The organism is Streptomyces sp. NPDC052052 (assembly GCF_040680455.1).
Classification (GTDB): Bacteria; Actinomycetota; Actinomycetes; order Streptomycetales; family Streptomycetaceae; genus Streptomyces.
The window spans coordinates 366741-379098 of the sequence record NZ_JBFAWU010000003.1 but is presented as its reverse complement, the minus strand read 5'-3'; the positions used below and the strand labels follow the sequence as shown (position 1 = coordinate 379098).

The following is a 12358-nucleotide window of genomic DNA, read 5'->3' as shown; positions in this document are numbered from 1 at the left end:
CGAAGCTGGTCACAGGGTTCCCTTCCGGTTCTCGCGCACGAGGAGCGTCATGAGGTAGAGGCCGCCGATCGCGACGGTGACCACACCGACCGGCAAGGTGTGGTCGGGGATGGCGTGTTGGGAGAGCAGGTCGGCGCTGGCCAGGATGAAGGAGCCGGCACAGGTGGCCGGGCCCAGAGCCGTTCCCGAGGCTCCGGCGAGCCGTCGGCCGATGTGCGGGGCGGCCAGTGCGACGAAGGAGATCGGGCCGGCTGCCGCGGTCACGATCGCCACCAGGACGACACCCGAGACCATGGCCATCAGCCGGGTCCGTTCGGGGGGTACGCCGAGTGACGCGGACATGTCGTCGCCGAGGTCCAGCAGCGTGAGCCGACGGCTCATCAGCGCACCGACGAGGACCAGCGCGAGGCACCCGGTCACCAGCGCGGGACCGGTGAACGTGAAGCTGGTGCCGTTGAGCGAACCCGCGCTCCACAGTGCGGCGACCTGGGCCAGTTCGAGGTCGGCGGTCAGGATGAACCACGACTCGAGGCTCACCAGCATGGCGCTCAGGCCGATGCCGACGATCACCAGGCGGAAGCCGGAGACGCCTCCGCCCCTGGAGAGCAGCATCACCAGGGCGGCGACGACGAGTCCGCCGGTGAGGGCGCCTCCCGCGACCAGGAAATAGCCGGAGCCGATGAAGGCGACGACCGCGACACCGCCGGCCGAGGCACCCGCCGTGAAGCCGATGATGTCGGGGCTGCCCAGCGGATTGCGGGTGATGCCCTGGAAGAGGCCGCCGGCCATCCCGAGCAGCGCACCGAACACGGCAGCGGCCAGGGCGCGCGGCAGACGCCACTGGACGACGAAGAGTTCGACGGACCGGGGGGCTTCGCCGAACACGGCCGTGAAGACCTCGGCGGGTGAGTACACCACGCTGCCGAGCATCAGCGCGAGAAGTGTCACCGCCAGGGTGAGCACGACGATCCCCGCGCAGACGAGGGTCCCGCGCACCGGAATCCGTCCCGAGACCGGTACGCGTCCCCGCGTCCGGACCACTACGGAACCGCGGTCCGTTTCGATCCATGTACTCACTGGGTGTTCACCTTCCGGCCGGACACGAGCCAGATGAGGACCGGCGCTCCGATGAAGGCCGTCATGATGCCGACGGGTATCTCGCGCAGCGGGATGATCACCCGGGCCACCGTGTCGGCGACGAGCAGGACGACCGGGGCCACCAGCATCGACATCGGGATGATCCGGGTGTGGTCGTTGCCGATCAGCAGTCGGCAGATGTGCGGAACCATCAGGCCGAGGAAGGAGATCGGTCCCGCCACCGCCGTCGACGCCCCCACCAGCAGCGTGACCGCGACGATCGTGAGCAGCCGCGTCCGGCGGGTGTTGACGCCGAGTGAGGCCGCCAGGTCCTCACCGAGCGCGATCGCGTTGAGCGGCCGCAGCAGGACCAGCGCGAGCACCAGCCCGACCACCAGGTACGGGGCCACCGCCGCCAGATCGTCGAGCGAACGCCCGGCGACGGACCCTGCCACCCAGGACCGGAAGCGGTCGAAGGTGCGCGGGTCGGCCAGCCGGATGGAGGTGGTGATTCCGCTGAGTACCGCCGCGAGCGCGACACCCGAGAGCGTCATCCGCACCGGCGTCGCCGGTCCCCGGCCGGAGGCGGAGAGCAGCAGCACCGCGACGGTCGCCACGAACGCGCCGACGAGGGCGGGCCAGACCAGCGAACCGATGGTGAACGAGAGCCCGCCCCAGATCGCGAGGGTCACACCGAGCGCGGCCCCCGCGTTCACACCGAGGATGCCGGGATCGGCGAGCGGGTTGCGGGTGTAGGCCTGGATGAGACCACCGGCCACCCCCAGGGCCGCACCGACCGTGATCGCGACGAGGGTGCGGGGCATGCGGTAGGTGGAGACCAGCAACTCGGCCTCGCGGTCGGAGTGGCCGAACAGGGCGGAGAACACCCGCGAAGGTGCGATGGCCTCGGCGCCCACGAACAGACTCACACCGACCGACAGCACCAGGGCCACCGTGAGCCCGGCCAGGACCAGAGGCATCCGCGACGACCGGGTGGCGTCGGCGGCCCGTCCGGTGGCCTTCCGCGCACCGGACGGGTCCCCGATCTCACCTGGCCCGGCCACGCGGGGGGAGGGGGCGACGTCAGACATGTGCGACGGTCACTGTCCCGAACGGCCCGAAACCCCAGCCGAGGACGGAGCGTTCGACGGTCGACGCACCCGCGCGGCGCAGCAACTCCTCGCACTGCGCACGGGTACGCAGCGTCCGTCCGGTCACCGCCAGGCTCGTGAGGGCGTACTCGGATACGTGGTCGTCGGCCGCGGCCCTGTCGCAGGTGCGCTCGGCGAGCACGACTGCCGGGCCGGCGGCGAGCGCGGTCCGCAGAATGCTCAACGCCTCCTCGTCCGAACGTCCTTCCAGCACGGCGACGAGGACCGCGCAGTCGTGCGCCGCCCACGTCGTCCCCGCCGTACCCGGAATCTGCACGGTGCGGCCCTGCGCCACCTGGGACGCGACGACCGCAGAGGCGTCACCGAACACGGCCAGCGTGCGTGCCTCGGTCACCGCGGGGAGTTGCGCCAGCATCGGAAGGACGTACTGGAGTTCCTCCGCGGCGCGTTCCTGATGGGCCGAGTCCAACACGTCGACGGCCGAGCGGCGTTCACGCCACGGCGCGTCACCGAGACGCGATGCCGGGCGGCCCGATCGCAGTACGTCCACCAGATCGACGAGCGCCAGCGCCTCACGGTTCACGGGGTTGTCGAGCGAGAGCTCCTCCTGGGAGGAGGGCTCCATGAGGACCGCGCCACGCCCGGTGTTGCGGTAGTGCTCTCCGTCGGCCTCCAGCAGCCCCAGGGCCGTCATCGCCTCCAGCAGCGGACGCAGCGCGGTTGCCTCGACACCGACCTCGCGGGCCAGGGAGTCGAGCGTCGTCATGCCGTACGCGACGGCCGGGCCGATGCCGAGGGTCACGGCGACCCGGGTGACGATCGGTGGCAGCAGCTCCGTCATCTCGTGCACATCGGTGATCAGTTGCGTCGCGGTCTCCTCGTCCTCCTTCGCGGGACCCGGAACCGCCTGCTCCGCCCGGTCGGCCGGCTGCCGCGCCTTCACCGCGGCGCCCGGGGGCAGCCGCCAGTAGCCGGTGACCTCGATGTCCTCCTTCGGCAGCGCCAGGTCACGGCGGAGGTACCGGCGGATGGGGGCGATGGTCATCGCCTCACCGGCGACCCAGGCATAGACACGGCAGTCCGGGACGGCGACGCGGCGCACCGCATCGAAGAGCTGGGTGCTCGTCCCGGCGGGTGCGTCACCACGGACCAGCCACTCGATCTCCACGTCGGCCGCGGTCTCGATCTCCTGACGGTCGGCCAGGGTCGGGATCTCCACGATCACATGACCGCGCGTGCCCTGCGGGGCCTCCTCGAGCCAGCGGCCGATCGCGGGCAGCGCGGTGTCGTCGCCGACCAGCAGATGCCACTGGGCCTCGTCGTTGCGGAGCGTGCACGTCTTGGGGCCCGCGAACTGCACCTCGTCGCCCGGCTGTGCACGGAACGCCCAGGACGTCGCCAGACCGTGGTCGTGACGTGCGACATCGATGTCGAACGTCTGGTTCTCCGGGTCCCAGGAACGCACCGTGTAGTCCCGGGTGTAGCCGAGGATCTCGGGGTTCCAGGCGAAGCGGGTCTCCTGCTGGACCCCGGAGGACGGCAGTTCACCCTCGGCCGGAGGGAAGATCATCTTCACGTGGTCGTCGAAGCCGTCGGACCGGAAGGGCGGGCGCTCGAACCCGGCGCCCATCTCTCCGGCCGCGAGTTCGGGTCCGGACAGCGTGATGCGGCGCATGTGGGGGGTGACGTCGATGACACGTGTCACCACTGCACGGCGCATCACGATGGGATGGATCTGCAGGGGCCGGGAGGTGCGGGGCATGGGATTCTCCAGAGGGGCGAAGATGAGGTTAGCCTAACCTAAGTTGCATCGGGCGATGCGGGGAGGTCGGCTTCTGTGGCAGCCCTCTGATGTGCAGTTATGTAGTGATGTGCGCTTTGCGGCTCTCCCGCGGCTGCGGGCACCCGCCGCCCCGGTGGCGGGTGCCCGCAGCCGCGGTCTGTTCAGTGCCGCCCGGCCAGCCGGTCCGCGGCCTTCGCGAGGGGGTCCGTGCCGTGCCGGGGCGAGGCGATTTCGCGGCGGTCGGCGGCGCGGTAGGCGGCGTACATGCCGTGGACGCCGATCCAGCGGAAGGGTTCCGGTTCCCAGCGGCGGACCTTGTGGCCGACCCAGGGCAGGGTGGTCAGTTCGGTGGGACCGGACTGGCCGGAGTCCTGCTGGATCAGATCGCGCAGGGTGCGGGCGGCGAGGTTGGTGGTGGCGACACCGGAGCCGACGTAGCCGCCCGCCCAGCCGAGGCCGGTGGAGCGGTCGAGGGTGACGGTGGCGCACCAGTCGCGCGGGACACCGAGGACGCCGGACCAGGCGTGGTCGATGCGGACGCCCGCCGTGACGGGGAAGAAGCGGACCAGGATGTCGCGCAGGGCCTCGATGGTGGCGGGCTGGGTGCGCCCGTCGTTGTCGGTGCGGGAACCGTAGCGGTAGGGGACGCCGCGGCCGCCGAGTGCGATGCGGTCGTCGGCGGTGCGCTGGGCGTACATGTAGGCGTGGGCCATGTCCCCGAGGGTTTCGCGGCCGTCCCAGCCGATGTTGTCCCACATCGACCGGGGCAGCGGTTCGGTGGCGATCATCGAGGAGTTCATGGGCAGCCAGGTGCGCTTCTGGCCCTTGAGGTTGGCGGTGAATCCCTCGGTGCAGCGCAGGATGTACGGGGCGCGGACGGTGCCGTACGGGGTGTGGGCGTGCTTGGGCCTGATCTCGGTGACGGGTGTCGACTCGTGGAGGGTGACACCGAGCGCCTCGACGGTCGCGGCGAGGCCCTGGACGAGTTTGACCGGGTGCAGGCGGGCGCCGTGCGGTGTCCAGGTGGAGCCGACGGCGCCGGCGACGTTGATCCGCTCGGCGGTCTCGCGGGCGCCGCGCAGGACGCGGTCCTTCTCGCCGAAGGCGATCTCCACCGAGTGGAAGTCCTTGAGCCGCGCCAACTGGGCCGGGGTGTAGGCGACTTCGAGGACCCCGCCCTGGTGGATGTCGGCGTCGATGTTCTCCTCGGCGGCGACCCGGACGACCTCGTCGACGGTGTCGTTCATCGCCTGCTGCAGGCGGACCGCGGCTTCGTGACCGTGGAGCCGGGCGTAGCGGTCGCGGCCCGCGATGCCGTTGTACAGCCAGCCGCCGTTGCGCCCTGAGGCGCCGTAGCCGCAGAACTTGGCTTCGAGAACGGTGATGTTGAGGAAGGGGACGGCCTTCTTGAGGTAGTAGGCGGTCCACAGTCCGGTGTATCCGCCGCCGACGATGCAGACGTCGGCGGTGGTGTCGCCGGGGAGGGGTTCCCTGGGGGCGGAGAGGCCCTGGTCCGCGTACCAGAACGATATGCCGCCGTTGACGGTGCTCATGTTGCCCTGCTTTGTCCGGTGTGAGGCCCTCGGGTGGAGCCCTGCTGTGGAGCCGTGCTGTCGAGCCGTGCCGGGAGGAGGTGCTGTGCCGCCGGCCACGAAGCCATCACGTCATGCCTGCGGTGCGGCATCGCCTTCCCTGGGCGGGACGTTACTGGGCCGAGGCGGGTTTCGTCCTGGGCCGGTGCCGGGTCAGTGGGTAGCAGGCGAGACCGATGAGTACGGCGGTGAAGTGGCCGACGTCGGTGAAGGCGGGGCCGGCGGCGAGCGGAATGCCGTAGAAGACCAGGACGGCGAAGAGGTACACGTATCGCCAGGGAGGCGGGATGTGGTACGTGAGGACACCGATGACGCCCGCGAGCGCGTAACTGACGCCGATGTCGAGCGTGTGGGCGGCGGACGGCGGGACCTCTCCGTTCCGGATGGCCCAGGCGACTACGCCTTCGCTGACGAGGGTGGCGAGGACATGGGACATGACGACGACGGCGAGCCAGCGCAGGGTGCCGAGCCAGCGTTCGGCGGAGGCGTGGAAGACGGTGTAGAGGACGGCGTAGGGGAGCCAGTGGCTGCTGTCGATCCAGAAGGCGCTGGTGATCAGTACGCGTACGGGGTTCCGGGAGAGTTCATGGAGGTTGGTCGAGCGCCGGCGCAGGAACTCCGCCTCGAAACCGGGTGACATCCGATGGGCGATGACGGTGGTGACGAAGAGCGCGGCCAGCCAGATGTACGTGCCGGGTGCGCTGCGGACCCACGAGCCGGCGCTGCGGATCCACGAGCCGGCCGCGGCACGCGGTCCGGTGGGCGGGGCGGGGCTGCTCGGAGTCATAACCGATTGACGCACGGCTCCACGGGTGTCCGTGGAATCGACATTCCGGGCGGCCCGGCCGGCACCCGGCCCACGGGACAGCCCTCAGGGACGACAGGACGGCCGGGTTCTCCCACCGCGCTGCCGGGGCGGGCCGCCGCGGATCTCATGGGGTGCTGTCGGCGGAGCACGGGGTCGGTGCTTACGCTGCCTTCATGATCCGTACCGCCACCCCTGCCGATGTCCCCGTCCTCCACGCCATGATCCGTGAGCTGGCGGACTACGAGAAGGCGCTGCACGAGGCGAAAGCCACCGAGGAGCAGCTGCACGAGGCACTGTTCGGTGAGCAGCCCGCCGCGTATGCGCACATCGCCGAGTCGGACGACGACGGCGAGGTCGTCGGCTTCGCGCTGTGGTTCCTCAACTTCTCCACCTGGCGCGGGGTGCACGGCATCTACCTGGAGGACCTGTACGTACGTCCGCACCGACGGGGCGGCGGGCACGGGAAGGCGCTGCTGACGGAGCTGGCACGGATCTGTGCGGAGCGCGGCTACGAGCGCCTGGAGTGGTCGGTGCTGAACTGGAACGCCCCGTCCATCGCGTTCTACGAGTCGCTCGGCGCACGGCCGCAGGACGAGTGGACCGTCTACCGTCTGACGGACGATGCGCTGACCAGGCTCGGGACGGGGCGGTAGGTCCGGATCCGGGGCGTCTGTGCGGCAGCGGTGATGCGGTGTTGTCGGTCGGGTGGGCCAGGATGGGGGCATGGCACGCAGGAGCGGGAAGACGGACACCATCGCAGCGGCACGGCGGCCCCAGGTGCGGCTGCCACCGCTCGTCGCGTACGACGGGGGAGGGCTTGAGCCCGACGGGGACTACGACGGTCTGCGGTTCGAGGGGACGGATCTCGCGGACGAGTCGGGGCCGGGGGCCCGGTTCATGGACTGCGCGCTGGACGGCTGCACACTGGACCGCACGGCCCTGGACGGAGCCCGTTTCATCGACTCGGTGCTGACCGGCATACGAGGTGTGGGTACCTCCCTCGCGGGGGCGTCGCTGCGCGATGTGGAGGTGGTGGACGCGCGGCTGGGCGGGACGCAGTTGCACGGTGCGGTGCTGGAGCGGGTGCTGGTGCGCGGTGGGAAGACCGACTACCTGAATCTGCGCAAGGCCCGGCTGACGGACGTGGTGTTCGAGGGCTGTGTGCTGTCCGAGCCGGACTTCGGGGACGCGCAGCTGGTGCGGGTGGAGTTCCGCGACTGTGTGCTGAAGCGGGCCGACTTCAGCGGTGTGCGGATGGACGCGGTGGACCTGCGGACGGTCGCCGAGCTCGACATCGCGCGCGGGGTGGAGCGGCTGGCCGGAGCGGTGATCAGCCCGGCGCAGCTGATGGAGCTGGCACCGGCGTTCGCGGCGCAGATCGGGGTGCGGGTGGAGGCGTAGCCCGCCGGGGCCGGGTCGTCCTCCGGCAGGGGGCGCTCTTCGGATCAGATGCGGGGGAAGCGGGCCTGGAGGTCCCAGACGACGGGGTTGTCGGCGAGTCCTTCGTGCATGTCGGAGAGGTCGGCGATCAGATCGTGCAGGAAGTCGCGGGCCTCGCGGCGCAGCAGCGCGTGGTTGAAGGTGATGGGGGGCTCGTCGCCGGACATCCAGTCGGCCTCGATGTCCACCCAGCCGAAGCGGCGCTCGAAGAGCATCCGGTCGGACGACTCGGTGAAGTCCAGCTCGGCGAACTGCCGGCGGTGCGAGCGGTTGCCGCGCGGGTCCTGGTCGATCTGTTCGACGATGTCGCACAGCGCCCAGGCGAAGTCGAGCACGGGCACCCATCCCCAGGCTGTGGACAGTTCGCGGTCCGTCTCGGTGTCCGCGAGGTAGACGTCCCCGGAGAACAGGTCGTGCCGCAGAGCGTGGACGTCCGCGCGGCGGTAGTCGGTCTGCGGAGGATCGGGGAAGCGCCGGGAGAGGGAGTAGCCGATGTCGAGCACGGTTCGATGGTGTCATGCCCTCCCGCGCGTCCACACCGTGGTCGCCCGAGCCCCCGGCCGGACCAGGCACACGCGCCGGAGCCCCCGGCCGCAGGGGATGCGGCGGGGGCTCAGGTGCGAAGGGACCTTCGGGGCCCGGGAGCGTCAGATGTTGACGCCGAAGTCCTGGGCGATGCCGCGCAGGCCCGAGGCGTAACCCTGGCCGACCGCGCGGAACTTCCACTCCGCGCCGTTGCGGTAGAGCTCGCCGAAGACCATGGCGGTCTCGGTGGCGGCGTCCTCGCTGAGGTCGTAGCGGGCGATCTCCGTGCCGCCGGCCTGGTTGACGATGCGGATGAAGGCGTTGCGCACCTGGCCGAAGTTCTGGCTGCGGGTCTCGGCGTCGTAGATCGAGACCGGGAAGACGATCTTGTCGACATCGGCCGGCAGGCCTGCCAGGTTGACGTTGATCTGCTCGTCGTCGCCCTCGCCCTGGCCCGTGACGTTGTCACCGGTGTGGACGATGGTCTGGTCCGGCGTCGACTTGTTGTTGAAGAAGACGAAGTGGCCGTCGGAGACGACCTTGCCGCCGGGGTCGACCGCGATCGCCGAGGCGTCGAGGTCGAAGTCGGTCCCGGTCGTGGTGCGGACGTCCCAGCCGAGGCCGACCGTGACGGCGGTCAGGCCCGGGGCCTCCTTGGTGAGCGAGACGTTGCCGCCCTTGGACAGGCTTACAGCCATGGGAAGTCCCTTTCGTCGTCGAGTGCGGGCTTCGTGCCTTCACGAAGCTACCGTCACAGGTCATAACGCGGGCAGGGGACCGGGCAGTTCCTGTTCCCTTTACTTTCTTTACCGAAGTGCCCCGTTCGGCCCACGGGCTCGTGCCGTACGGCGAAGACCTGTGCGGCGAAGGCCCGTACGGCAAAAGAAGGTGACGAACACCCAGTGGTCCGGGGAACATGGGTGTCATGTCCGGGCCTCATGTCATCCGCGGTTCGGTCTCCCTGCCGGAGGCCGAGCTCCGGTGGCGTTTCTCGCGGTCCTCCGGGCCCGGCGGGCAGCACGTCAACACCAGCGACTCCCAGGTGGAGCTCCGCTTCGACCTCGCGGCGACCGAGTCGCTGCCCGAGGTGTGGAAGGAGCGGGCGCTCCAGCGTCTGGAGGGAAGGCTGGTGGACGGGGTGGTCGTGGTGCGTGCGTCCGAGCACCGCTCCCAGTGGCGCAACCGTGAAGCGGCTCTGGTGCGGCTCACGTCCCTGCTGGCCGAGGCCACGGCGCCGCCGCCCAGGCCCCGTCGCAAAACCAGGATTCCGCGCGGCATCAACGAGCGCCGCCTGCGCGAGAAGAAGCAGCGCGGGGAGACGAAGCGCGGCCGCTCCGGCCGCGACTGGTAGCTCTCCGCCCGATCCGGACCGCCCCGCTCGACCCCGGGCGCGGCCCCGTTCCCGAGCGACGGCCCCCGCGGGGTCGCCCGCTCACCCCAGCTGCCGGTACCGCCCCCGGAAGTACGTCAGCGGTGATCCGTCCGTACTGGGCAGGGACGTGCTCAGCACCCGGCCGATGACGAGCGTGTGATCGCCTGCCGGGACCCGCTGCTCGGTGCGGCACTCCAGCGTGGCCAGGGCCCCTCCGATCAGGGGTGCGTGGCTGATCCCGCCCCGGGTGTACGCGATGTCCTCGAACAGCAGCCGGTCGCTGATCCGGCCCTTCATCGCGAACCGTCCGGCGATGTGCCGCTGGTTCTCGGAGAGTACGGAGACCGCCCACAGCGGCTGCTCCGAGAGCAGGTCGTCCATCCGTGAGTCGTTGCGCAGGCTGACCATGACCAGCGGCGGATCCAGCGAGACCGACATGAAGGCGGTGGCTGTCATCCCGACGTCCTCGCCGCGCCCGTTCTCGTCGAGCGGCGGCTCCTCGGCGGTGATCAGCACGACACCGGCGGCCAGCCGGGCGAGGGCGCCTCGGAACTCATCATTGCTCACCCCCTCAGCATGGGGGACGGACTCGGAACGCGGGGTGGGGGGCTTTGTCTGCAACACATCGGGAACGCTAGTCGTGCACGTCCCGCCGTTGTATCGGGCCAGGGGACCAGCCAGGTCCTAGGACCCCGGACCCGGAAGGGCCGAGTCCGCCGGTGCGGCCGCCCGGAGACGCGGGGAGGAGGGGGGACGGATCGCCTGCACGCGACACTCGCGTCCCTTCAATGATCTCTTGTGACTTGAGTCACAGAGGGCCATAAATGCTGACCCTGTGTACCGGCTGCACAGCTCACTGTGATTCAGTGGTCGTGACACTGGAGTAAGTACGTCGATATGAAACCTGGAGTGCTGTCGAGGTCTCAGGGAGTGCGAGCGATGGAGGCCGAGTCGGAGCCGTACGTCCGCCTTGCGGCGCTGCGGCAACTGCACCAGGTCGTCGGCGAGCTCAATACGGCGCGGAGCCTGGCCGACACACTGCAGACCGTGGCCGACGGAGTCGTCACCGGTCTCGGCTACGAGCTTGCCTGCGTGAACATCGTCCGTCCCGACGGAGACCTCGTCGTCGCCGCCCTGGCCGGCAACAGCGCCGCGGAAGCCCTGATCACCGGCCGGGTGGGCTCGCGCGAATCCTGGGAGCGCCGACTCTCGATGGCCGAGGCCTGGGACGAGCTCCGCTTCATACCGCACACCGAGGGCTGGGTCCTCCTCGACGACGACGTGCCGCAGTGGCACACCGAGGGCCCCGAGCCCCGCTTCGAGGACGAGTGGCATCCCCAGGACCGGCTCTACGCCCCGATGTACGCCACCGGTGGCGGATGCGATCTCCTCGGCGTCATCTCCGTCGACCGCCCGCGCAACGGCCGCCGTCCCGGTGCCTGGGGCCGCGAGGCCCTCCAGATGTACGCGTCGCAGGCGGCCATCGCGATCAGCAACGCCCGGCTGAGGGCGAACATGCAACGCGCCCTGGTCCGCCTGGAGCGCGAACAGCAGGCGCTGCGGGCCAGCGAGGAGTCCTTCCGCCAGGCCTTCGAGTACGCCCCCAGCGGCATGGCCATCGCCGAGTTGGGCGGCGACCAGCACGGCCGGCTGCTGCGCACCAACGACGCCCTGTGCCGGCTGATCGGCCGCCCCGCGTCCGTCCTGCGCCGCTACTCCTTCGCCGATCTCGTCCACCCCGAGGACATCGGCACGCTGCTGCGCACCTCCGCCGAGGGCGGCCGTGCCGAGCTGCGGCTCGGGCGGCGGGACGGCACCTATCTCTGGGTCTCGCTGCGCAACTCCGTCGTCGCCGACACCACGGACGGCCCGCGCTTCCTGCTCACCCACATCGAGGACATAGAGGAGCGCAAGCGCCACGAGCTCCATCTCGCGCACCGGGCCTCGCACGATGCGCTCACCGGTCTGCCCAACAGTGCCGAGCTGCGCTCCCGGCTCGGCTCCCGGCTCTGCGATCGCCCGCAGGCGGTGGCCGCCAACGACGTCGAGGCGCTGGACGCGGCCTACGGCGACGTCGACGATCCGGACGTACGGACGCACGGCTACGACGTCGACCCGGTGCCCGGCTCCCTGTACGACCACCATGTGCACTCCGTCGCACCCGACACCGAGCACGACGACGGGACGAAGGGCCTCGCGGTCCTCTTCTGCGATCTCGACGGCTTCAAGTCGATCAACGACCGGTTCGGCCACCACACCGGTGACGCCGTACTGATCGAGGTCGCCCACCGGCTCACCACCTGCGTCCGCGACGGCGACACCGTCGCCCGGCTCGGCGGCGACGAATTCGTCGTTCTCGCCGACGGGCTCGGCGGCGCGGACGCGGCGGATCTGGCCGTACGCCTGCGGAACGCCATCATTCCGCCGATCAGGGTCGACGGCCGGACGGTACGCGTCGGGGCGAGCTTCGGTATCGGGTGGGCCGCCTGCGGGATGACCACCGATGAGGTGCTGCGCTCCGCCGACCAGCGGATGTACGTGGAGAAGCGGTCCCGGGCGAAGGTTCACCGCAGGGCGGGCTGATCTCCGCATACGCGCCGCCCCTGTGTCCCGGTGCTGTTCCACGAGGTGCCACGGCAATTCTTGGGG

At 70.4% G+C, this 12358-nt stretch carries 12 protein-coding genes; 4 read left to right on the top strand and 8 right to left on the bottom strand.

Going from position 1 to position 12358, the window contains the following annotated elements; translation table 11 throughout:
- Positions 1–9: 9 nt before the first annotated feature.
- The 5 genes from AB0L71_RS05770 to AB0L71_RS05750 all read right to left on the bottom strand — a co-directional run bounded on the left by AB0L71_RS05770 (position 10) and on the right by AB0L71_RS05750 (position 6351).
- Complete coding sequence (locus AB0L71_RS05770; RefSeq protein ID WP_365238300.1) at positions 10–1077, bottom strand: iron chelate uptake ABC transporter family permease subunit; 1068 nt, start codon at positions 1075–1077, stop codon at positions 10–12.
- Complete coding sequence (locus AB0L71_RS05765) at positions 1074–2168, bottom strand: iron ABC transporter permease (protein WP_365238297.1); 1095 nt, start codon at positions 2166–2168, stop codon at positions 1074–1076. The genes AB0L71_RS05770 and AB0L71_RS05765 overlap by 4 nt, the downstream gene beginning before the upstream one ends.
- Positions 2161–3951 carry a siderophore-interacting protein gene (locus tag AB0L71_RS05760; RefSeq protein WP_365238295.1) on the bottom strand — a complete coding sequence of 597 codons (1791 nt, stop codon included), beginning with the start codon at positions 3949–3951 and terminating at the stop codon, positions 2161–2163. The genes AB0L71_RS05765 and AB0L71_RS05760 overlap by 8 nt, the downstream gene beginning before the upstream one ends.
- Before the next feature lie 182 nt (positions 3952–4133).
- Positions 4134–5525: an FAD-dependent oxidoreductase gene (locus AB0L71_RS05755; protein WP_365238293.1), complete on the bottom strand. Its 1392-nt coding sequence runs from the start codon at positions 5523–5525 to the stop codon at positions 4134–4136.
- Positions 5526–5676: 151 nt separating this feature from the next.
- Positions 5677–6351 carry a rhomboid-like protein gene (locus AB0L71_RS05750; RefSeq protein WP_365238291.1) on the bottom strand — a complete coding sequence of 225 codons (675 nt, stop codon included), beginning with the start codon at positions 6349–6351 and terminating at the stop codon, positions 5677–5679.
- Positions 6352–6545: 194 nt separating this feature from the next.
- Here AB0L71_RS05750 and AB0L71_RS05745 point away from each other — a divergent pair, with 194 nt between their 5' ends.
- A complete protein-coding gene (locus AB0L71_RS05745; RefSeq protein WP_365238289.1) occupies positions 6546–7025 on the top strand; it encodes a GNAT family N-acetyltransferase in 480 nt (159 codons plus the stop codon).
- Positions 7026–7095: 70 nt separating this feature from the next.
- On the top strand, positions 7096–7773 hold the full coding sequence (locus AB0L71_RS05740) for a pentapeptide repeat-containing protein (protein WP_365238286.1): 678 nt from the start codon (positions 7096–7098) through the stop codon (positions 7771–7773).
- A 44-nt stretch (positions 7774–7817) separates the two neighbouring features.
- Here AB0L71_RS05740 and AB0L71_RS05735 read toward each other — a convergent pair whose 3' ends face one another.
- Positions 7818–8315: a hypothetical protein gene (locus AB0L71_RS05735; protein WP_365238284.1), complete on the bottom strand. Its 498-nt coding sequence runs from the start codon at positions 8313–8315 to the stop codon at positions 7818–7820.
- Between the two features lie 144 nt (positions 8316–8459).
- Entirely contained in the window at positions 8460–9035 is a 576-nt protein-coding gene (locus tag AB0L71_RS05730) for a TerD family protein (RefSeq protein ID WP_365238281.1), read from the bottom strand.
- A 218-nt stretch (positions 9036–9253) separates the two neighbouring features.
- On the opposite strand from AB0L71_RS05730, the gene arfB reads away from it, so the two are divergent.
- A complete protein-coding gene (gene arfB / locus AB0L71_RS05725; RefSeq protein ID WP_365238279.1) occupies positions 9254–9688 on the top strand; it encodes an alternative ribosome rescue aminoacyl-tRNA hydrolase ArfB in 435 nt (144 codons plus the stop codon).
- An 81-nt stretch (positions 9689–9769) separates the two neighbouring features.
- On the opposite strand, the gene AB0L71_RS05720 is transcribed toward arfB, so the two are convergent.
- On the bottom strand, positions 9770–10276 hold the full coding sequence (locus AB0L71_RS05720; protein WP_365238276.1) for a flavin reductase family protein: 507 nt from the start codon (positions 10274–10276) through the stop codon (positions 9770–9772).
- 372 nt (positions 10277–10648) lie between these two features.
- Here AB0L71_RS05720 and cdgB point away from each other — a divergent pair, with 372 nt between their 5' ends.
- Positions 10649–12292: a diguanylate cyclase CdgB gene (cdgB, locus tag AB0L71_RS05715; protein ID WP_365238273.1), complete on the top strand. Its 1644-nt coding sequence runs from the start codon at positions 10649–10651 to the stop codon at positions 12290–12292.
- Positions 12293–12358 lie beyond the last annotated feature (66 nt).